Origin of the sequence: Colwellia sp. 75C3, from assembly GCF_002836255.1 — a bacterium.
Taxonomy (GTDB): Bacteria; Pseudomonadota; Gammaproteobacteria; order Enterobacterales; family Alteromonadaceae; genus Colwellia.
Genome location: NZ_PJAU01000031.1, coordinates 210,423 through 232,424, shown reverse-complemented (window position 1 = coordinate 232,424; position 22,002 = coordinate 210,423). Strand labels below are relative to the sequence as shown.

Here is a 22,002-nt window from a genome sequence, read left to right as displayed (position 1 = left end):
ACTTCGAAGATGACGGTTTGGGGGGAGCGAGTTAAATCAAATGTATCAATGTCACACCTAAGTAACTGTTGGATAATACATAAAGAATAAAGACGACCGAAGTCGTCTTTATTTCAAATGCACATTCGATACATTATTGTTTAAATTTTAACGCTGAATATTACCTTTAGTTCAAGAAGGCTGCGCAGTGTTGACGCTAGTCAATGAGCACAGCCGACGACGAAATTAAGGTAAAAGGCAAATTAAAATAAACAATTAGCCACCGAAGTCATCTAGCATTATATTTTCGTCTTCTACACCAAGATCTTTAAGCATACCGATAACTGCTTGGTTCATCATTGGAGGACCACACATGTAGTATTCACAATCTTCAGGTGCTTCATGGTCTTTCAAGTATTCTTGGAAAAGAACATTATGAATGAAACCAGTTAAACCATCCCAATTGTCTTCAGGTTGTGGATCAGATAAAGCAACATGCCATTGGAAGTTATCATTATCAGCCGCTAAGCCGTTATAATCATCTTCATAGAACATTTCACGCTTAGAACGTGCACCATACCAGAAGCTCATCTTACGTTTAGAGTTCAAACGCTTAAGTTGATCAAAGATATGTGAACGCATTGGCGCCATACCAGCACCACCACCAATAAATACCATTTCATTATCAGTTTCTTTAGCGAAGAATTCACCAAATGGACCAGAAATAGTTACTTTATCGCCAGCTTTAAGACTGAAAATAAATGATGACATTTTACCCGCTGGTAAATGCAAACGTCCAGGAGGAGGCGTAGCAATACGTACGTTAAGCATAATAATGCCAGCTTCTTCTGGGTAGTTAGCCATTGAGTAAGCACGTAATGTATCTGTGTCTACTTTTGACTCTACGTCGAAGAAACCAAAATGTTTCCAATCGCCACGGTACTGTTCATCAATATCAAAATCACTGTATTTAACATGATGAGCTGGTGCTTCAATTTGAATATAACCACCCGCTTTAAACGGTACTGATTCACCATTTGGAATTTGTAGTTTCAGTTCTTTAATGAAAGTTGCTTTGTTATCGTTAGAGATAACTTCACATTCCCATTGTTGAACACCAAAGATTTCATCTTCAACTACAATGTCCATGTCCTGCTTAACAGCAACTTGACACGCTAAACGACAGCCAGTTTTAGCTTCACGTTTATTGATGTGACCTTCTTCCGTAGGAAGAATATCGCCACCACCTGAATGCACATCAACACGACATTGGCCACAAGTACCACCGCCGCCACATGCTGAAGGAATAAAAATCCCTTGATCAGCTAATGCACCTAATAATTTGCCACCCGCAGCAGTTTTCACTGCCTTTGCCGGATCGCCATTTATGCTAATCGTTACTTCACCACTTGATACTAATTTAGATTTAGCAAATAAAATCACTAATACTAAAAGAATAACGATTGTAGTAAACATCGATACGCCGAGAATTATTTCCATCGACTTTTTCCTTAAACTTCTCTAAGGGTGTAATACGACTTAATCCGTACTACACCGACCAAACTTATAGGGAAATACCACCGAAAGATAAGAAGCCAAAAGCCATCAAACCTGCAGTAATAAATGTAATTCCTAAACCTTTCAAACCATCTGGTACGTCAGAGTATTTCATCTTTTCGCGCAAACCTGCTAATAAAACAATAGCAAGTGCCCAACCGATACCAGAGCCAATTCCGTAAACAACACTTTCACCAAATGTTAGGTTTTTCGCTACCATGAAAGACACGGCACCAAAAATTGCACAGTTTACAGTAATCAACGGTAAGAAAATCCCTAATGCTTGATAAAGCGCAGGGAAGTATTTGTCTAGAACCATTTCCAAGATTTGAACTAAGGCTGCGATTACACCGATAAAGGTAATAAAAGACAGGAAGCTTAAGTCAATCGATTCATTTGGATCGGTAATACCTAATACAGCATCAAGCGCACCTGGTGCTAATATTGCTTGGTATATAACTTGGTTCATTGGAACAGCTAAACCAAGTACAACAACAACGGCAACACCTAAACCAATAGCCGTATCAACTTTTTTCGATACAGCTAGGAAAGTACACATACCTAGGAAAAACATTAAAGCGATGTTTTCAATAAAAATAGCTTTAACTAATAATGAAATATAATGTTCCATGCTATTAATCCTTCTCTACTTGTTCTGGTTTCCATTGGCGAATAGCCCAAATGATTAAACCAATAACGAAGAATGAACTAAATGGTAATACTAATAAACCATTCGCTTGATACCAACCATCGTTTTGAACTAATGGTAAAATTTCAATACCGAATAAAGTACCAAAACCAAGTAACTCGCGGAAAAAGGCAACTAACATTAAGATAGCGCCGTAACCTAATCCGTTACCGATACCATCTAAAAAGCTTACTACAGGCTTTTCTTTCATAGCAAAAGCTTCAGCACGCCCCATAACAATACAGTTAGTAATGATTAGACCTACAAACACGGCTAATTCTTTAGATAACTGATAAGAGAACGCTTTTAATACTTGGTCAACAACAATTACTAAAGACGCAATAATCGCCATCTGCACGATAATACGTACACTTGATGGGATATGGTTACGAATAATTGAAATAAACAAGTTAGAAAATGCTGTTACGAATATAACCGCTAAGCTCATTACTAACGCATTAGCCATAGAACTTGTTACAGCAAGTGCTGAACAAATACCCAGTACTTGTAATGCAATCGGGTTATTATCTACAATAGGACCCGTTAATACTTTTTTAGCATCTGAAGACATTATTTAACCCCTTCTGCACGATATTTAGTAATAAAGGTCTTATAACCTTCTTTACCAAACCAAAACTGTAATGTGTGAGTAACGCCGTTACTTGTCAACGTTGCACCAGATAACGCATCCACACCGTGAATATCATTAGCTTTAGCGCCACCTTTAACAAGCTTAGCTTTTACTTCACCAGCATCGTTATATATTTTCTTACCTGGCCATAAAGCTTTCCATTTAGGGTTAAGTACTTCAGCACCTAACCCAGGAGTTTCTTTATGATCAGAATAAATAACACTTTTCACTGTGTTTAAGTCAGACTCTAAGCCAACATAACCATACATCAAGTCCCATAAACCAGAACCAACGATTGGTAAAACAACAGTGTCAATTACACCTGTTTCGTCTTTAACCAAGTATACAACGGCCGTATTAGAACGACGGTTGATACCGGCTAAATCGCTTTCAGGTTTAATTGATAATGCTTTATCACGTGAATTACGACGTTCATCAAAGTTGATTACATCACCTTCAATAAATTCGCCTGAATCAAGATCAATCATACGTGCAACAACAAATTCGTTATAAGTTTTAACAACGTCTTTGCCGGCTTTTTCTAAAAGACCAGAAGCCTCAAGAATTTTAGTTTGTTGATCAAGTAATTTGTTTGCTTTTTGTAATGGCTTTAACTGCACTGCAGAAAAAGATACTAACAACGCACAAACAACACAAACAGCTAGTACAAAGCCAACCGTTCCACCGAATGTTTCTTTCTTACTAGACATTACGTGCAAGCCTCCGTTTTATGTTGCCTTTAACTACGAAGTAGTCAAACAATGGCGCAAACAAGTTAGCAAATAAGATAGCTAACATCATGCCTTCAGGAAAAGCAGGGTTTACTACACGTACTAATACAACCATGATACCAACTAAGGCACCAAACCAGTATTTACCTGTGTTAGTAAATGATGCAGAAACAGGGTCTGTTGCCATAAACATCATACCAAAGGCAAAACCACCAATAACTAAGTGCCAATGCCAAGGCATAGCAAATAAATGGTTAGTATCACTGCCGATTACGTTAAATAATAATGATGTTGCAACCATGCCGCCAAATACACCTAAAACGATGCGCCATGAAGCAATACCTTTATAAAGGATATATGCGCCACCAAGTAGAATAGCAAACGTAGAAACTTCACCAACAGAACCAGGAATGAAACCCCAGAAAGCGTTCCACCAGTCAGCATTCATTGAATAATCAACAAGTCCTTGGCCTGCAGAGCTAAGCATAGTTGCGCCAGAGAAGCCGTCAGCAGCAACCCAAACAGCATCACCAGAAATTTGAGCTGGATAAGCAAAGAATAAAAACGCACGACCCGCTAATGCTGGGTTTAAGAAGTTTTTACCTGTACCACCAAAGATTTCTTTAGCAATCACGATACCAAAAGTAATACCAATGGCAACTTGCCATAAAGGAATACTAGCCGGTAGGATAAGTGCGAATAAGATAGAGGAAACGAAGAAACCTTCATTCACTTCATGCTTACGAACAGCAGCAAACAATACTTCCCAAAAACCACCAACAATAAAGGTAACGGCATATATAGGTAGGAAGAACATAGCACCATAGAAAACCATATCAAACAAGCCTGAGCTAGCCGTTAATGAGCCTCCTAATAAGCTGAACAAATCAACTTGCCAAGACTGTGGTAAAGCATAACCAGCGGCTAAAGCATCTACAGCTTGATAACCAATGTTATACATACCAAAAAACATGGCTGGGAAAACAGCAAGCCATACAGTGATCATGATACGTTTTAAATCGATGCTATCACGAAGATGCGTTTTACCTTTATTCACATAACCTGGCGTGAATAAACCGGTAGCAACAGCTTCATAAAGTGCAAACCACTTCTCATGTTTGCCGCCTTTTTCAAAATGCGGTTCAATATCTTCAATAAACTTTTTCAAGCCCATGACTAACCTTCCTTTTCGATTGTGGTTAGGCAATCACGAAGAATTACACCGTAATCTGTTTTGCCTGGGCAAACAAATGTACACAGTGCTAAATCTTCTTCGTCTAGCTCTAAGGCACCTAGTTGTTGCGCGCCGTCGGTATCACCAGAACAAATATCGCGTAAAAATAAGGTAGGTAAAATATCTAAAGGCATAACACGTTCAAAGTTACCAATTGGCACCATGGCACGTGAACTACCGTTAGTTGTCGTAGTCATATTAAATAACTTACTCGGGAAAAAGTGCGACATATAAGCACGAGTTACAGAGAATTTATTAGGACCTGGGTACATGTAACCAATAAATTCTTTTTCACGACCTTCAAGAACTAATGATATTTGTACGTTATAACGACCTAAGTAACCATGAACAGCGGTAGCAGTTGAACCCATTAATAATGAGCCAGAAACAACACGTAATTCACCATCAATCGTTTCGCCTGCTGATAACTCAGCAGTACTTGCACCTAATACCGTACGTATTAAACGTGGGTTAGTAGCCGCAGGGCCAGCAAGTGAAATAACACGGTTATTATCAAGCTCACCAGTTACGAATAACTTAGCAAAGGCGATAACATCTTGATAACCAACATGCCAAACAAATCTTTCGGCACTTGCTGATTTTAAGAAGTGGATATGCGTTCCTACAAGTCCTGCAGGATGCTTACCAGCAAATTCTGTAACTGTAGCATTGCTATCTACAGGGATATTAGCCCCTGGCGCTTTGCTAACAAATACTTCACCAGTAGTTAAACGAGATAAAATGGTTAAACCATTTTTAAACGCTTCACTTTGCTCATTAATAATAATTTCTGGATTGGCAGCTAATGGATTAGTATCCATTGCGCTAACAAAAATCGCAGCAGGTGCACTATCAATGGCAGGAACTTTGCTGAATGGGCGGGTTCTAAATGCCGTCCATAAACCTGAATCGACTAAGTTCTTAACAACGTTTTCACGTGTTATAGAAGCTAATTCAGTTGCTGGATAAGCAGTAAACGTTTCTTGATCGTAGCCATCAACATCGATAACAACAGATTGTAAAACACGTTTTTCACCACGGTTAATTTCTTTAACAACACCGGCAGCTTGAGCTGTGAATTTAACGCCAGGATTTTTTTTATCTTCAAAAATCGCTTGACCTTTTTTTACACGTTCACCCACTTTAACAAACATGGTTGGACGCATACCCACAAACTCTTCACCGAGTGTTGCAACGGTTTTGATGGACGGACCATCATGGATTACCTGCTGGGGAGCACCTTGTACAGGAACATCCAAGCCTTTCTTTATTGTAATCATAAACACTTGCACTACTTTTGATGGGAGTATAAAAATCAGTTCGTTACTTTATCTAATGAATATCAACTGCGTTAACTCATGTAAACATGAAGTAAAAGCATAAATATCAATTAGATAAAAGTTAAGTCACCTATTTCAGTGTATTTCAGTGAAGAATTAATTTTAGTGTTGCCACTAACTAAAAAGACCCACTGGCTCTAAGTTAAAATTTTCTGGCGCGATAGTACCATAAAATGACCTTTTTATTCTACGGGCATTCGATATTTTTCATTACAATTTAGTCTATAAATGTATCTTTTGCGTAGCTTTTGCTGATAATTTAGTCATGCTAACAGAATCCTACTTCCATCATCAGTTCGTAAATTGAGAATTTCACTTGATTGTATTGTGCTTTGAACTGGTATTATTTAAGGTAAATAATAATTACCCCCCTGTTTTAGGTCATTAATAATATGATATTTAACCATATATATTATGGACTTAACATTGGGCACCGAGTTCCTCTGTTGGCATACACCCCCTGTATGAATGGCTTTAATTAGTAAGAACTACCTCGCCGGCTTAAATTTTAGGCATAAAAAAACAGCAATATTACATTGCTGTTTTTTTGTTTAAGGTAAAATTAGCTAGTTTACTGTAAATAAAATGAAACTTAGCTCACTGCCTTATATTCTCAGTTAGGCTTGAAAAATAGCCTCTATTGATAAGTTTTGTTGAGATAAAATATCTCGTAAACGTTTTAATGCTTCAACTTGAATTTGACGAACACGTTCGCGTGTCAATCCAATTTCACTACCTACATTCTCTAACGTTGCTGCTTCATAACCAAGTAAACCAAAACGTCTTGCCAACACTTCTCTTTGCTTGCTATTCAGCTCATTCAACCAATGTATAATATTATTACTCATATCTTCTGATTGTAAATCACTTTCAGGACCGGTATTTTTTTCATCGGCAATGACATCCAATAAAGCTTTATCTGAGTCGCCTGCAAAAGGGGTATCTACGGAAGCAATACGTTCATTTAATCTCAACATCTTATTAACGTCAGCGACAGGTCTATCTAAGTGCTGTGCTATATCTTCTGAGGTAGGCTCGTGATCGAGTTTTTGAATAAGTTCACGCGAAGCGCGTAAATAAATATTAAGTTCTTTAACAACATGTATGGGTAATCGAATAGTACGGGTTTGATTCATTATTGCCCGTTCAATAGTCTGTCTTATCCACCAAGTAGCATATGTTGAGAAGCGAAATCCTCGTTCAGGATCGAATTTTTCAACCGCTCTAATTAAACCTAAGTTACCTTCTTCAATTAAATCTAGTAGAGGTAGGCCTCGATTATTATAACGTCTGGCGATTTTGACAACTAAACGTAGATTACTTTCGATCATACGCTTTCGTGATGGCTCATCCCCTTTAAGGGCTAAGCGTGAGAAATATACTTCTTCTTCAGCGGTTAATAACGGTGAAAAACCGATTTCGCTTAAATAAATCTGTGTAGCGTCTAAATTTGACGGTACATCTTCCTTTGATTCAACAGTATCTTTTTCTTCTTTTAATTTTACCATGCTATTCTCCCAAATTTGCAAAGCTTATTTTTAGTATTTAAATATTCACGATAACTCCGATTGTTTTAGTCTTTATCTTAAGGTTTATTATTTATTGCTATTATTTTATAGCATTACTTTTTTGGTAAATATTTTAAAGGATTAACTGATTTCCCTCGAAAGCGTATTTCAAAGTGAAGCATAACTTTGTTGGCTTCAGTGTCTCCCATAGTGGAAATAATATCGCCTCTGCTAATTTGCTGCTGCTCTTTAACAAGAATGCGATCATTGTGAGCATAAGCACTGAGGTAATCATCGTTATGTTTTATAATAATGAGCTTACCGTAGCCCCGAAGAGCACTACCTGCATATACCACTTTACCTTTTGCCGTAGACCTAATTTTAGTGCCACGACGGCCAGTTATATCAATTCCTTTATTACCTTGTGCGCGGTTCGAAAAATACTCAACAACTTTGCCTTTAACTGGCCATTGCCATTGACTAATTTTTTGTGAAAATTTGTCAGATGACTTTTCCAATTCTAATGTGCTGTTTTGGTATGATTTTTGTGCGCTTACATTTTCACCATACGCCTGCTTTTTAGTAGATGCAAGTGTATTCTTTTGACTATTTTTGTTGCTCACGGTAGAGCTTTTAGTCGAATTTTTATGCGATACCTTGTCCTTACTTGCTTTCGTCGATTTTTGAACCTTCGCTACAACTAAAATTAATTTTTGTCCGGGGTAAATTCGATAAGGTGAGGCGATACTATTCAGCTTAGCTATTTTCCTAACATCGGAATTCGAACGCCAAGCAATTGAATAGAGAGTTTCCCCTTTCTTAACAGTATATTGAGAAGATTTAATAGTATCTCTATTTCGCTCCCCCAATACGGTGACACTGTTGATATTTGACACAGGAGCAGGGGTATTCCGACTACTACAAGAAAAAAGAGTCATAGCGAATATAAAGAAGACAAGTGTATATTTAGCGGTACAAAAAAAACTCATGACAATTCCCCAGGAGGAGGAATCATGGCTTTTTCCATACTGACGAAACAACTAGTTATGCACATAAACCGAATAAAAAACCAACCTAGCGTAAGGCGAAATAAGCTATAATGATGGCGACAACAATACCCCATCCTAAAACATCAACCCACTGACGAATTTTTTTCTCCATTGGACTGCCACCCCATTTAATAAGCCCTGCAACCAAGAAAAAACGTAGCCCTCGACCTATCGCTGAAGCGATAAAAAAGGGTAAAAAAGCCATATGTAAAAAGCCTGCACTTACCGTAAATAACTTATAAGGTATTGGCGAAAACCCGGCAATAAAAACCACCCATACACCCCACTCATTAAACCAACCAATGGCAGTATTAAATCGCTCTTGATAACCAAAATCGGTAATAAGTGGTTGAATCCAAGGTTCAAACATTAAATAGCCAAGCCAATAACCAACGGCTCCCCCTAAAATAGAAGCAATAGTGGTTAAACTAGCAAAATACCATGCCTTTTCTGGTTTTGCTAATACCATAGGAGCAAGTAGGACGTCAGGTGGGATAGGAAAAAAGATAGACTCGGCAAAGGTAAGTGCAGCTAAAAAACGTGGCGCAAATTGATGTTCCGCCCAACGTAAAGTCCACAGGTAAAGACTAGAAAAAATTTTCACTACAATAAATCTCCGGATATTAAAGGTACAAAGCGCACGGCTTCTACTTGTTGTTCGTTAAAAACATCACCCTGACGAGTAATAATCTTTAAAATTTGTGTTTGTTCTCCAACGGGGATAATTAAACGCCCGCCGTCGGCTAGTTGCTCTAATAAGGCAGGAGGAACACTTGATGGAGCGGCGGTCACTATAATGGCTTCAAATGGCCCTTTACTTTGCCACCCTAGCCAACCATCGCCATGTTTCATAGACACATTGTGTAATTCCATAGCACGTAAACAACGTTTCGCTTGCCATTGTAATGCTTTGATTCGCTCAACTGAAAAAACTTTATCAGTTAACTGCGCTAAAATAGAGGTTTGATAACCCGAGCCTGTGCCTATTTCCAATATATTTTTGGGGCGACCATTAGCTAATAATAACTCAGACATCTTGGCAACAATATATGGCTGAGAAATTGTTTGACCTTGTCCAATAGGCAAGGCGGTGTTGTCATAGGCTTTATGTGCCAATATTTCAGGCACAAATATATGTCGAGGTGAATGAGCGATTGCCTGTAATACGGCAGTGTTAGCTATTCCTTCATTTTGTAACTTTTGCGCTAGCAATTCGCCACTGCGCTTTGATTTTCCGCCTATGCGACTAGACATCATAAGAATCCATCCAATTTAATCTGATAAGTTGAGCTCTGACAGCCAACTTTTAATATTTTCTATACTACGGTGCGCCGTCATATCAACGGTTAATGGTGTTACCGACGCATAGCCATTAGCAACCGCATGGAAGTCAGTCCCCTCTCCCCCATCAAGTTCTTGTCCTAACAAGCCATACCAATAAATATCACGCTGCCATGGGTCTTGCATTTTTTGCATACTTTCAGCTTTGTGACGGTGACCCAACCGCGTTACCTTTATCCCTTTAAGTTCAGCTAGGGGAATATCGGGTACATTAATATTTAAAATCTGATCCGCGGGTAATGGATGAGTACGTAGGCGTTGGATTATTTTTGCGGTTACAATAGCTGCCGTTTGATAATGTTGCTCATTTTTACCCGCTAAAGATACCGCAATAGCAGGCATGCCCATATGGCGACCTTCAGTTGCCGCTGCTACGGTGCCGGAATACAAGGTATCATCACCTAAATTAGCGCCTTTATTGATGCCTGCAACAACTAAGTCACAATCCGTAAAGAGCTGACTAATCCCTAGGTGTACTGAATCTGTCGGTGTACCATTAACAGAGACAAAACCATTATCCAATTGTTCTGCGCGTAATGGGTTAAGTAATGTTAAAGAGTTACTAGCACCGCTACAATTTCGATCAGGAGCAACTACGTTTACCGAAAAATGCTTAGCGAGTTCATCAAAAAGTACTTTAATCCCTAATGCGTGTACACCATCATCATTGCTCAATAATATTTTCATTTGACTCGTCAAGCTTTGCTCATCCATGATTTATGCCGATTCCTGCTCATCCGGGGTTGCAGTTATTTCTCTTTTATCAACACGCGTTGTCATGTCCTGATAATTCAATAACTCACGTAAAACTGTCGTGGCGTAGCTACCTGGCGGTAAAAAGAAACTAATCTTTACTGCGTTCTTTCCTTCTTGTACTGAGCCTTCTGTTGCTGTCAATAATTCAAGGTCGGTATCGCTAACCGTTAAACGAATGCGACGTCGCTCTTGTTTTAAACCAAAGCGTGGTAGACCTTCGCAAAACGCTTGATTTTTTTCAGCTATTGCTTGCTCTAATGCCAAGGGTTCATTGCTAGTCATTAATTCACCAGCTCCCCACATAGGTGCTGTTATATCAACATCTTTATCAATAAGACGCTGTTCAATGGTGCTATCTACTTCATCAAGATGAAACACCGATTGTGTACCCGCCAGCATTAACACATCGCCAACAGCAACTTCATCAAAACGTTGCTGCTCAATACGTTCATTAAGCACACTGTTAAAAATATGAGAGCGGGCTGCCGATAAGTAGATGCCACGTTTTTTCTTATCTTTTACTTTTTGACCTGAAAATAAAGATAAAGCACGTTCAATGTTGCCACCGCCAATACCAAAACGTTGCTCGCCAAAATAATTAGGCACACCTTGTTCAACAATTTTTTGCCAGCGTTCTGTAAACGCCTTAATTGCAGTTACTTCACGTAAGATAAGTTCGAAGCGGTTACCTGATAATGCACCTGTACGTAATTTTTTATTGTGTCGTTTGTATGACAGTATTTCTACGCCTTCAATATTCAAGTCACCTAAGTCATATTCTTGCTTACCTGGAACATGCACACCAAACCACTGTTCCGTAACCGCGAAGCGATCTTTTAAGCCAGCATAAGAGACAAGTTGTTCTTTCACGTTGAAATATTTAGCCAGCTCTCGAGCAACAAATAAAGTATTAGCGCCTGTTTTTCGAATATGAACAAATAAATGTTCACCTTCACCGCAGGGTAAAAAGGGGAGTACTTCAATAACGTTAAAATCACTGATTTGGCTACGTAATAAACCAGAGGATTCAGGTTTTCCGTGCAAGTAAGCTTGTTTTGTTGGCATGTTATTAATCTTCTTTTATTTCGGTAATGGGCTAGCTATAAAGGCAAATAGGGGTAATAAAGCCCACTAAATATTTTGAATCTCTTCAATAGAAGACAAAGGTTGCTCTATCGCTGTTAATAAAACGACAGCATGTACTGCTACCCCTTCTTTTCGTCCGGTATATCCTAGTTTTTCTGTGGTGGTGGCTTTAACATTGACTTGATCAATCGTTGTTTTTAAGTCTTCACTTAAACAAGTACGCATAGCTAATAAGTGAGGAGCCATTTTGGGTGCTTGTGCTACCACGGTAATATCTGCATTGCCTAGTTGAAAACCTTTATCTGTCATTAACGACACCACATGACGCAATAAAATTCGACTAGAAATATTTTCATATTGGCCATCGGTATCAGGGAAATGATTGCCAATATCAGCTAAACATAACGCACCTAAAATAGCGTCACAAAGCGCATGAATAGCGACATCTCCATCTGAGTGAGCAATAAACCCCTGTTCAAACGGTATATCTACTCCACCGAGCACTAAAGGGCCTTCGCCACCAAATTTATGTACATCAAAACCATGACCTATACGCATTTTGTTGTCCTAGCTGTTTGCTTGCTTATTTAAATAAAATTCAGCCAATGCTAAATCATTCGGATGAGTTATTTTTATATTTTCACTACTTGCTGATACTAATAAACTAGGCAAGTTAGCATATTCAATGGCTGAAGCTTCATCGGTTATCTTTAAACCATTTACCAGCGCCTGTTCTATGGCAAGGGTAAGCTCATCCGTTTTATATAACTGTGGTGTTAGCGCATGCCATAACTGCTCTCGTTCAACCGTGCACTCGATAGTACTATTCTCGCCTTTGACATTCCCTGGAGCGTTACCTTTAGCATTATCATTAGAAAACACACCACGTTTCATGGTATCTCGAACAGGTGTCGCTAATATTCCGCCATGATCATTCGCTAAACATTGATAAATCAACTTATCGATATCGTCATGACTGACACAAGGTCGCGCCGCATCATGTACTAGTACCCATGGGTACTTTTTGTCATCGACCGCTTTTAAACCATTGAGTACTGAGTTAACACGCTCAATGCCTCCATTTACACGAATGATGTCTTTATGATGCGCTAATTTAGATTCAGCAAAGTATTGATCATCACTTCCTAAAGCAATAATAACTTGGTTGATTAAAGGATGACTTAACAGCCTTGTCACTGTATGCGATAAAATGGTTTCATTATTGATACAGAGGTATTGTTTGGGACAATTTGCTTGCATACGTTTCCCCACACCTGCGGCGGGGACAATAGCAATAAATTTTTGTGCTGACTCCATTAAGAAGTTACCTTGCTTTTCATCTAATTATTTATATTACGTGTATTGCTTTCTTTAGGGATAAGACGGAAAAATGTTTCATTGTCTTTTATCATACCTAACTCATTTCGAGCACGTTCTTCAATCGCCTCAAGTCCTAATTTCAAATCATCAGTGTCAGCAAAAAGTAACTTGTTTCTTTGCTGTAATTTTTCATTGGCACTTTGCTGGCGAACAACATTCTCTTTCAGAACGAGATAATCAGGCACACTATTTTTACCAAACCAAAGTCGGTATTGAAGTAATATTAATAGAATCAGCAAAATTGCAGTGAATACGCGCATGACAACCTAAGTAATAAATAAAGAATGCAAAGTGCAGAATAAAACGAGATTATGAGCGTTATTATACCTATCTATCGGCAGAGTTATATAGCTAACGGTTTTTTGAAGTTTTTCCAATTAATAGAGCAAGATAGTAACAACTCTCTCAGCGTTGGAATAATAGGGATTTGCTTACTGTTACCTTGCCAGCGATGACCAGTACAAGCTGAAGTCATTATTTTTTTATTGGGTTGAAGCAGACGTTTATTTACTCGCTGACCATTATTCATTAAGTCGTCTGCTGTTAACGAAAACCAACCGCCAACATTAGTTCTTATCTTTTGCTTATCAAGATCGATACGGTCAATGCAATCAATAATAATGTGATCAACTAACAACACGGGAACAACAAGACCAACATAGATGTCTTCTTGTAAATACCAGTTGATTGTATTGGCCCATTCTTGGTTTGTTTCTAGACAAGTTTCTTGACCCGTTTCTTTATGAGACCAAGGCATATTTTTACTTTGCTTGGCTGACCAACTAGCATTATGCGTATCCAACAGCAATGGTGATTGCCCAAGTTCGATGACGCGTATCATAGCGTGTGCGGTAAGGGTTATGTAGTAAGATAAACTTTCTAATCTAGCCTGTACAGCCTGCGTATTTGCAAAATTCCCTTTGGCAATAATACTCACTTCGCGCTGATAAAGGCCATTGCAAAGTTCTGCAAAATCGCCTGTTTCAGTGTGTATTTGCCAAAGGTTAGATTGCGACATTTTATACCAACTCCATTAAATTATTGCTCACTTGTGCTGGTTAAAATAATCCATATCTGCGTTGCTCTCAATCCCAATAGCAAGCTATTGCTCAATCGAGCGCCTTGCCCTGATTTATTATCCCTATGCACAACAAGATCAAAAACTTATTGTAATTGGTATTACATAAGCCCTACTTTAAACGTATTCCAATAACAAACAACAGGCTGAATATCCGGCACCAAAAGAGCACAAGACACTTTTATCTCCCGACACTAAGCCCTGTTTATTTTTGTGTAAAGCGATAATACAACCTGCTGAACTCGTATTTGCATATTCATCTAATATAATAGGTGCTTCATCGCTATCTGGCTCTCTTCCAAGTACTTTTTTAGCAATAAAATTATTCATGTTGATATTAGCTTGATGTAAATATAATCGCTTAATATCATCAGCACCCAGTTCCATTTTTGCCATTTCACTGGTAATCAATTGAGAGACCATAGGCAATACTTCTTTAAAGACTTTTCGCCCCTGCTGGATAAAGAACTTATCAATATCATCAGCATTATCGGGGCTACAGTTATTCATATAACCAATATTACTGCGAATATTATTTGAGAAACTGGTCATTGGTTGTTCACTGATTATTTTAAAAACATGCTCAGCATTGGCTGTACTTTCATCTTCAATGATAGAAGCCGTTGCTACATCGCCAAAAATAAAATGACTGTCTCTATCTCGGTAATTAATTTGTGGTGATAATATTTCAGGGTTAATCACCAATACTGTTTTTGCTGTGCCACTTCTAATAGCATTAGCGGCATTAATGATGCCAAAAGTCGCCGCAGAGCAAGCAACTAACATGTCAAAACCCCAACCGCCACAACCAAGGGCATGTTGTATTTCAATCGCCATCGCAGGATAAGAACGCTGTGTATAAGCACAAGCAACAATAACAAGATCAATATCCGCAGGGGTTTTATTAGCCGCTAACATCGCTTCTTTAGCAGCAGCGACGCCTATTTCTGCCTGCATAGAGAGTTCGTCGTTACCACGTTCTACATAGCGTGGTGACATAATATCAACATTTAGGATGCTATCTTTATCCATGACATAGCGACTTTTAATACCAGAGGCTTTTTCAATAAAACTACTATCTGAAGGAGATAACGCAGTTACCTCGCCATCTTGAATAGCCTGACTATTGGTCAGGTTGAATTTCTCTACGTATTGGTTAAAACAATGTACTAACTCATCATTGGAGATGCTCTGCGTTGGAGTGTACAAGCCAGTTCCACTAATCACTACGGACATAATAGGTCTCTTAAAATAAGGGGTAAATGTCATTGTATCTAGGTGACAACGACGTATTCAAAACAAGTATACTGGTATGACCATGCTATTACCACAACCGCAGATAATAGCGTAAACCTCTCAAAAGTATTACTCTACTTGCCTGTTTATAATAGTAATACTACACCACAATATAATGATTTCAATTTTATTTACTTGGAAGTATCCATTGCTCCAAGGCACTATTTATCGTAATAAATGTCTATCTCTCGGTATTCCAACTGAACAAATAGGCGCCTAATACTAAAAAGATAGTACTCATCAACAATAAAACATTAACATGAAAGCTAATATCACCCAGTGTTGCCCCCTCGGTAATAACCGCTCTTGCGCCAGCAACTAAATGGGTTAAAGGCATAAAGTTTGCCAATAATTTTAAACCTTCAGGGGCACCTTCCAAACTAAACCAAACACCTGAAAGCATCATCATAGGCCAAGAAGTTAAATTCAATAGACCGCCAATAAGCTCTTCGCTTTTACTACGACTTGCCACGAGTAGTCCTAGGCTAATTAAACAAAAAGCCCCTAATGCGCCAATAATGAATAGATCGAGGTAACTTCCCAGCATAAAAAAATCGAAAAACAGATTACAGCCACCATAAACGACCGTTGACATAAACATCACAATAAACAGCCGTGATAATAATTGCGCAGAAATAAATTCGAATGAAGATAATGGTGTTGCTTTCAAACGTTTTAACACTGAATTTTTTCGATATCTCACGATGACATAACCAACGCCAAATAGGCAACTGAACATCATATTCATACCCAATATGCCCGGTAATACCCAATCAACATAACGGATGCTTTTGCCGCTGCTTTGTAAACGCGTAAAAACTGGTTGTTGGCCAAGCTGTTGACCGAGAAATATTTTTTCAACGAGATAACTTTTTGGTGACTCTTCATTCACCCAATAGCGTTGAGCACTATAATCAACCAATAAATCAAGGCTGTGCCGGCTAATTTTTTCTTTAGCGATAGCAAGATCACTATAATCAATAAAATCAATAAAACGTAATTGCCTAAGTGTTATTTGTGCCGCACTTTCCTTTTGTCCTTGCTCAACAAGTAAACCAATTTTATAGGCTGGACGCCCGTCTCCCGAAAAGATAAACGAAAAACCGACTAATAATAAAACGGGAAAAATCAAATTCCAGCCAAGTGCGGATCTATCACGAAAAAATTCAATATTTCTAGCTTTAAACACGGCAAAAAAACGTTTGAAATTCATATTTCTTCCTAAAATGTAAAGTACAACTACAGCTATGCCTGTAATGAATGGCCTGTTAGCTTCATAAATAAATCATCAAGGTTAGCTGACTTAACATGTAAGCCTTCAAGAGAAACATTATGCCTCATCAATAGGGTCAAGGTTTTCTCTACGTTTTTACTGGCTATTTCAATGCGATCAGCTAATTTATTCCAACCATGCTCTTTTATCAGCTCCTTCGACACCTGCGCCAGTGGTAAGTAGATAAAAACATCTTCAAAATGTTTTGTTAATAGTTGGTGAGGTGTACCGGCTTCAATTATCTTCCCTTGATCCATAATGACAATATCATCACAAAGCTGCTCCGCTTCATCCATATAATGAGTCGTTAAAATAACCGTTTTATTTTGTGCTTTAATATTTTTAATAAGTTGCCAGAAATTTCGGCGGGCATGAGGGTCTAAACCTGTTGTTGGCTCATCAAGGAAGATGATTTTAGGATCATTTATCAAGGCTAAAGCAAGCAGCAACCGTTGTCTTTGCCCGCCCGAAAGCAAGCGGTTATCACGGTCTAAAAACTCATTTAAATCACATAGCTCGATTAATTGTGCTTGAGGTAACGTATTTTGATAAAAAGAAGCAAATAAGTTGAGCGTTTCTTTAACCGTTAAATAATCTTGTAAGGCGGTATGCTGAAACTGAATACCTATTTGCTGGGATATCTGACTATCTACCTGCTGCCCTTGATAAAGCACATGACCTGATGTCGGGCTTATAATACCTTCCATAATTTCAATGGTAGTCGTTTTCCCTGCGCCATTAGGCCCGAGTAATCCAAAACAATGGCCTTGCTGTACTGCAAAGCTCACATTATCAACTGCGCAGAGATCTTTATAATTTTTGCAAAGTGACTGTACGCTTACAGCTGCGTTCATATACTCGTCCTTTATTATTCGATACCGATATTTAGTGTACTGATTAATGAGCATGAGTAATACAAAATAACATTCACTCTCATTTCTTTATCACAAGCCACAAACGGTAATAATTATCATTTGCATTTATAGGGTTCTTTGTTTATGCTTAATAAAAACATGGGGGAGGAGATATGACAACTATAACTGTCAGCAATGTCGACAAAGTACAGGTAGAAATATCAGGGAATTTACTAACGCATTTGCTCAATTCAGGCTTACTACATTGTGGTGACTGTAAGTGTTTAAATGCAAATGCTAAAACAGTTATTTGGCATACCTTATTAGCGAGTAGTACAAGCAGCGATGACCTTAACGGAGAAGAAATATTATGTGCCTAGCCGTATCAAATGAATTTGTTTATATGGAAAATTGGCTTGTTATGCTACTTAGCACTTACAACAATAATCCCAGTACAGGTTTAGCCCATACTATCAATTTTTATGTAGACAAGTTACTGCGTCATGATGACATAAACTTTTATGGTAATAAGCGCTGCGAATATCTTGCTATGCAACGATATTGGCGATGGCAGGGAGCAAATAAGCGAGATAATTGATTTAGTCTTACTTCTACTAATGATTCGCAGAGTTAACATTAGCGATATTAAGCCGAAAATTTATATAATCTTTCATCTGTTGGTTTAGCATTTTTTTACCGGTTAACCCAAATTGCTGACAAACAGTGTCACTGTCATGCTTTTGAATCAATCTTGAAATAAGCACTAAGCTGGCTTGCATAACATTACTAGAGGTATGTTTATTTTCATTCAACAAGTCATGTTTGAGCCATAAATACAGGCTATAACAGCAACTACTATATAAACGTTCTCCCTGTGAAAATGCTTGAACATTAGATATGTCCAACGCAGACAAAGCGCTTAAATTTTCTTTAGTATTTTGCCTTAATAACAAAAACACCAGCTCAGTTGAGAGTGTTTTATATTCATCTAACAGTAAATAATCAAAGCTTTGATAAAAATTTCGTTGGAACTCTTGCTGCTTGTGCTTATTTTTGACATTTCCCCCTTTAATTAGCCCTTTTATTAGTAAAGCAGAGTGCTCGCCACTTGCCTTATCTTTAGTAAAACCAATGCGAGCGATAGAGAAATCGGCATTAAGCCAGAAAGAAAGTAGTTCAGGGTTAACGCCAAAACTAGCGCCGATAAAATCAGCACCCTGCTCTATTGCTAATAACTCAATATAATTAAGGAATTTTGAACCAATACCTTGTTGCTGAATCTGTGGGTGTACCGCAATACGCATAATGCGTACATAATGAAAGCTAAATGCTTGTTCAAAACCACAATGACTGAATAATGACTGTGGTAAGAAGTGATTACGTAAACGACGTTTGGAGTTTTTTACCGCTCGAATATCCTCATCATTTACCCCATTCCCCTTACCTTCACTCATTAATAAAGCAACAGCAAGTAGCTCTGCATTATTCTTTTCTGAGGAAAAAAGACAGGCCAATTGTACCTGTGGGTTATCTAACAGTAGCTGTAAATCGCTCGGTTTTGTTTGATAATGTGCGGTAACCAAAATAGCGAAAACTTGCTGTAATAAAACCTCATTAACAACCAATTCTTCAGCGGTGATAACTTTAAATACTTGTTGATCTGGAGTCTCTTGATTATTGATAGAACTAACATCAAACTTTATCTTCGACTGGGATGTTATTGTCGTGGTTAAGGTAGGCAATTCTGCATTTAATAAACAGCTATTAAAAACCAATTGTTCAAGAGGATCATTTTCTCGCCAACGGATTGGCTGATTTAAATGTAAATTCACCCATTGTGGGCACAACCTATCAAGCGTTTTTTGAAATTTTAAGGTAAATCCTCGCCCTGCTCCTTCATAACCATGTACAGTACTGGAAAAAACCATCCTGTGATAACTACTCAGTAATTGTTCAAGCAGATAAACAGGAATAGCCGCAGCCTCATCAACCAAAACAAGATTAACTTTTATTTGTGATCTTATTAATTGATCAACAGGAATAAAGGCTAATTTAGCCTTGCCAAAGGAAATATTGTGACCTTGTTGAACAGCCCCAACTAAACGTTGACCTAATTGCTGATAAAAGACTGACAAAGCTTGCGTATCTGGAGCGGTAATAATGATGCTAAATTCATCATGTTCATGTGTTTTCATTAGTTCAGCGCAAGCAATAGCCAATGCTGATGACTTACCTCGACCGCGATCAGCCGTTAACACTAAAGGTCTTTTTCTGTGGCCTGAAAGTACTTTAGCAATAGCGTTAACCGCTAAGTACTGCTCTTGGGTAATACAACCTAAAGGGTAAGTTAAACATGCCTTTGTACTTTCTTCCACTGCTGAATCAGCACTCTGTGGTAACAGCATAGCTGTCGATTCAGCTATGATTTTATGAGTGGATACTTCTGTTATCAATGAATAAAACCGTTTAAAAAACAGGCTCTCAACTGATTTGTTAACTAACGCGGGTATGACTAAAAATAATATACCACCAGCTTTTAGGGTTCCCGATAATGCAGCAAAAGCATCAATGGTAAACTGACTATCGACAAAAATAATGACATCACTTTCGCTACCTAATTTATCTCTATAGCGCTTTTTTTGAACATTAGCGGTAAGTAATTCACTGTCACCATAGATTAGACATGTCGAATTACTTGAAGATAACTCAAGCTCCTGATTACCATTAGTTTTCAAAGAAGAAAAGACTGATTCAATAGATTCCAATAATGATAGCGCCCATGATTCACGGCCAGATAAAACAACCAGGCGTCGTTCATTTTTTAACAGTGCCTGCCTTGCATAATCATTAAACCAAGGTAAGAAATCTTGTACTTGCATCATCTTTTTTTAAGATCCCAAAATCAATAGAGGTGAATAAAATTAAAGTTATCAAGTATTTTAAAGCAAAAAATATAAATTACATGTATATATTTTAAACTATTCACTTATATATTGCTTTAGAGCATAAATGAACTAGGGTTAATCTGAACAACTTGATCTAGATCAACCTATCTGACCTAGCAAGCGATTAAAATCAATCATAAATTAGCCATAAATCAGCTTACTTTAATCATAAAATTTCGAGAGCATTATGAATCAAGCAATATCTCCTGAACAACAAAAAAAGCATGAGCGAAATACTTTTATTTTTCTAGCTGTTTTTTTAGCTCCCATTTTATCAGTAATTATCGTTGCTGGTTTTGGTTTTGCCGTATGGTTCAGTCAACTAGCTTTCTTAGGCCCACCTGGCACTTAATATTTTGCAAACTAAAAACACTAAAACAACGGAACGTTTAGCTGATCCTTCAAGAAGACGTTTTTTTCGCGGTCGAGTTAAAACCAAGCAAGAGTTACGTTTACCTTGGGTAATTAATGAGGCGGTATTTACCTCTGGCTGCACCCAATGCCAAGACTGCATAAGTAGCTGTGAAAGTAATATTATTGTTAAAGATGAAGATGGTTTTCCAAAAATAGATTTCAACTTAGGTGAATGCACCTTCTGTAATAAGTGTATAGAGGTTTGCGAGCAACCACTTTTCTCAGGTGTTTTTACTGAAAATAATAGTATTGAAAGTAATAGTACTGAAGAAAATACGTTAAACAATAAGGAAAAAGCTTGGCCGGTAACTTTAGAGATTAGTGATAAGTGTTTAGCCAAAAATAATATTTATTGTCAAAGCTGTCGTGATGAATGTGAAACCAGTGTAATTAAATTTAATTACCTTAATTCAAGCATTCCCCAGCCCAGCTTAAATGACCTTGATTGTAATCAATGCGGAGCATGCATCAAAAGTTGTCCACAAGATGCCATAGCATTTACATTCGAACCAAACGTAAGCTAACTTAATAAAGAATCAATATGACCAAAAACACTGACAGTACAACATGTGAATATCACGTAGCTAGCTTTGTAGCTTACCCGATATTGGCGCAGTTGGATGAAGTAAAAAAAGCTATTACAAACATTGAGGGTGCAGAAATTCATGTTACCAGTGAAGAAGGTAAAATTGTTTTCACTATGGAAGGTAATAGTTATAGAGATATTGGCACAAAAATGGACATCATAAGAGTTCACAAAGGCATTATAAATTTATCTCCGGTTTATCATCAAATCCTGGATGAGACTGATAATGAAAAAAACGAAGATCAATATAAAGAATTATAAAGCAATTAAAATAAA

Annotated in this window: 25 protein-coding genes; 5 read left to right on the top strand and 20 right to left on the bottom strand. The window is 37.9% G+C overall.

The window, feature by feature from the left end; genetic code table 11:
* Window positions 1–255 precede the first annotated feature (255 nt).
* The 19 genes from nqrF to CXF85_RS01050 all read right to left on the bottom strand — a co-directional run bounded on the left by nqrF (window position 256) and on the right by CXF85_RS01050 (window position 17,781).
* Window positions 256–1,479: an NADH:ubiquinone reductase (Na(+)-transporting) subunit F gene (gene nqrF / locus CXF85_RS01140; protein ID WP_101226678.1), complete on the bottom strand. Its 1,224-nt coding sequence runs from the start codon at window positions 1,477–1,479 to the stop codon at window positions 256–258.
* A 64-nt stretch (window positions 1,480–1,543) separates the two neighbouring features.
* Window positions 1,544–2,167, bottom strand: coding sequence for an NADH:ubiquinone reductase (Na(+)-transporting) subunit E (gene nqrE / locus CXF85_RS01135; protein ID WP_101226677.1), 624 nt, complete (start codon window positions 2,165–2,167; stop codon window positions 1,544–1,546).
* Window positions 2,168–2,171: 4 nt separating this feature from the next.
* On the bottom strand, window positions 2,172–2,795 hold the full coding sequence (locus CXF85_RS01130) for an NADH:ubiquinone reductase (Na(+)-transporting) subunit D (protein WP_101226676.1): 624 nt from the start codon (window positions 2,793–2,795) through the stop codon (window positions 2,172–2,174).
* Window positions 2,795–3,565, bottom strand: coding sequence for a Na(+)-translocating NADH-quinone reductase subunit C (locus CXF85_RS01125; RefSeq protein WP_101226675.1), 771 nt, complete (start codon window positions 3,563–3,565; stop codon window positions 2,795–2,797). Before CXF85_RS01125 ends, CXF85_RS01130 begins: the two co-directional genes overlap by 1 nt.
* Window positions 3,558–4,760: an NADH:ubiquinone reductase (Na(+)-transporting) subunit B gene (locus CXF85_RS01120; protein ID WP_101226674.1), complete on the bottom strand. Its 1,203-nt coding sequence runs from the start codon at window positions 4,758–4,760 to the stop codon at window positions 3,558–3,560. The genes CXF85_RS01125 and CXF85_RS01120 overlap by 8 nt, the downstream gene beginning before the upstream one ends.
* Before the next feature lie 2 nt (window positions 4,761–4,762).
* The gene (locus tag CXF85_RS01115) at window positions 4,763–6,100 is read right to left on the bottom strand and encodes a Na(+)-translocating NADH-quinone reductase subunit A (RefSeq protein WP_101226673.1); all 1,338 of its coding nucleotides are present in this window, start codon (window positions 6,098–6,100) and stop codon (window positions 4,763–4,765) included.
* Between the two features lie 677 nt (window positions 6,101–6,777).
* Window positions 6,778–7,668, bottom strand: coding sequence for an RNA polymerase sigma factor RpoS (gene rpoS, locus CXF85_RS01110; protein ID WP_101226672.1), 891 nt, complete (start codon window positions 7,666–7,668; stop codon window positions 6,778–6,780).
* Between the two features lie 113 nt (window positions 7,669–7,781).
* A complete protein-coding gene (locus CXF85_RS01105; RefSeq protein WP_101226671.1) occupies window positions 7,782–8,657 on the bottom strand; it encodes a peptidoglycan DD-metalloendopeptidase family protein in 876 nt (291 codons plus the stop codon).
* Between the two features lie 85 nt (window positions 8,658–8,742).
* On the bottom strand, window positions 8,743–9,321 hold the full coding sequence (locus tag CXF85_RS01100; protein ID WP_101226670.1) for a YqaA family protein: 579 nt from the start codon (window positions 9,319–9,321) through the stop codon (window positions 8,743–8,745).
* Window positions 9,321–9,971 carry a protein-L-isoaspartate(D-aspartate) O-methyltransferase gene (locus CXF85_RS01095; RefSeq protein WP_101226669.1) on the bottom strand — a complete coding sequence of 217 codons (651 nt, stop codon included), beginning with the start codon at window positions 9,969–9,971 and terminating at the stop codon, window positions 9,321–9,323. Before CXF85_RS01095 ends, CXF85_RS01100 begins: the two co-directional genes overlap by 1 nt.
* A gap of 18 nt (window positions 9,972–9,989) precedes the next feature.
* Window positions 9,990–10,745: a 5'/3'-nucleotidase SurE gene (surE, locus tag CXF85_RS01090; RefSeq protein ID WP_101226851.1), complete on the bottom strand. Its 756-nt coding sequence runs from the start codon at window positions 10,743–10,745 to the stop codon at window positions 9,990–9,992.
* A gap of 30 nt (window positions 10,746–10,775) precedes the next feature.
* The gene (gene truD, locus CXF85_RS01085; RefSeq protein ID WP_101226668.1) at window positions 10,776–11,879 is read right to left on the bottom strand and encodes a tRNA pseudouridine(13) synthase TruD; all 1,104 of its coding nucleotides are present in this window, start codon (window positions 11,877–11,879) and stop codon (window positions 10,776–10,778) included.
* A gap of 66 nt (window positions 11,880–11,945) precedes the next feature.
* A complete protein-coding gene (ispF, locus tag CXF85_RS01080) occupies window positions 11,946–12,458 on the bottom strand; it encodes a 2-C-methyl-D-erythritol 2,4-cyclodiphosphate synthase (RefSeq protein WP_101226667.1) in 513 nt (170 codons plus the stop codon).
* A 9-nt stretch (window positions 12,459–12,467) separates the two neighbouring features.
* Entirely contained in the window at window positions 12,468–13,217 is a 750-nt protein-coding gene (gene ispD, locus CXF85_RS01075) for a 2-C-methyl-D-erythritol 4-phosphate cytidylyltransferase (RefSeq protein WP_101226666.1), read from the bottom strand.
* A gap of 23 nt (window positions 13,218–13,240) precedes the next feature.
* Window positions 13,241–13,540, bottom strand: a complete 300-nt coding sequence (ftsB, locus tag CXF85_RS01070; protein WP_101226665.1) for a cell division protein FtsB — start codon at window positions 13,538–13,540, stop codon at window positions 13,241–13,243.
* A gap of 83 nt (window positions 13,541–13,623) precedes the next feature.
* The gene (locus tag CXF85_RS01065) at window positions 13,624–14,298 is read right to left on the bottom strand and encodes a hypothetical protein (protein WP_101226664.1); all 675 of its coding nucleotides are present in this window, start codon (window positions 14,296–14,298) and stop codon (window positions 13,624–13,626) included.
* 177 nt (window positions 14,299–14,475) lie between these two features.
* Window positions 14,476–15,594: a beta-ketoacyl-ACP synthase III gene (locus CXF85_RS01060; protein WP_198555437.1), complete on the bottom strand. Its 1,119-nt coding sequence runs from the start codon at window positions 15,592–15,594 to the stop codon at window positions 14,476–14,478.
* Between the two features lie 241 nt (window positions 15,595–15,835).
* Complete coding sequence (locus CXF85_RS01055; RefSeq protein WP_101226663.1) at window positions 15,836–16,867, bottom strand: ABC transporter permease; 1,032 nt, start codon at window positions 16,865–16,867, stop codon at window positions 15,836–15,838.
* A 32-nt stretch (window positions 16,868–16,899) separates the two neighbouring features.
* Entirely contained in the window at window positions 16,900–17,781 is an 882-nt protein-coding gene (locus tag CXF85_RS01050) for an ABC transporter ATP-binding protein (protein ID WP_101226662.1), read from the bottom strand.
* 173 nt (window positions 17,782–17,954) lie between these two features.
* Here CXF85_RS01050 and CXF85_RS01045 point away from each other — a divergent pair, with 173 nt between their 5' ends.
* Entirely contained in the window at window positions 17,955–18,161 is a 207-nt protein-coding gene (locus CXF85_RS01045; protein ID WP_101226661.1) for a hypothetical protein, read from the top strand.
* Window positions 18,152–18,379, top strand: coding sequence for a hypothetical protein (locus CXF85_RS01040; RefSeq protein ID WP_101226660.1), 228 nt, complete (start codon window positions 18,152–18,154; stop codon window positions 18,377–18,379). The genes CXF85_RS01045 and CXF85_RS01040 overlap by 10 nt, the downstream gene beginning before the upstream one ends.
* Before the next feature lie 16 nt (window positions 18,380–18,395).
* On the opposite strand, the gene CXF85_RS01035 is transcribed toward CXF85_RS01040, so the two are convergent.
* A complete protein-coding gene (locus CXF85_RS01035) occupies window positions 18,396–20,663 on the bottom strand; it encodes a GNAT family N-acetyltransferase (protein WP_232771031.1) in 2,268 nt (755 codons plus the stop codon).
* A gap of 250 nt (window positions 20,664–20,913) precedes the next feature.
* On the opposite strand from CXF85_RS01035, the gene napE reads away from it, so the two are divergent.
* Genes napE through CXF85_RS01020 form a run of 3 tightly spaced genes read left to right on the top strand, consistent with a single transcriptional unit; the run spans window position 20,914 to window position 21,987 of the window.
* Window positions 20,914–21,078 carry a periplasmic nitrate reductase, NapE protein gene (napE, locus tag CXF85_RS01030; RefSeq protein ID WP_101226659.1) on the top strand — a complete coding sequence of 55 codons (165 nt, stop codon included), beginning with the start codon at window positions 20,914–20,916 and terminating at the stop codon, window positions 21,076–21,078.
* 4 nt (window positions 21,079–21,082) lie between these two features.
* Window positions 21,083–21,664: a ferredoxin-type protein NapF gene (locus tag CXF85_RS01025; RefSeq protein WP_101226658.1), complete on the top strand. Its 582-nt coding sequence runs from the start codon at window positions 21,083–21,085 to the stop codon at window positions 21,662–21,664.
* Between the two features lie 17 nt (window positions 21,665–21,681).
* Window positions 21,682–21,987, top strand: a complete 306-nt coding sequence (locus tag CXF85_RS01020) for a chaperone NapD (protein WP_101226657.1) — start codon at window positions 21,682–21,684, stop codon at window positions 21,985–21,987.
* Window positions 21,988–22,002 lie beyond the last annotated feature (15 nt).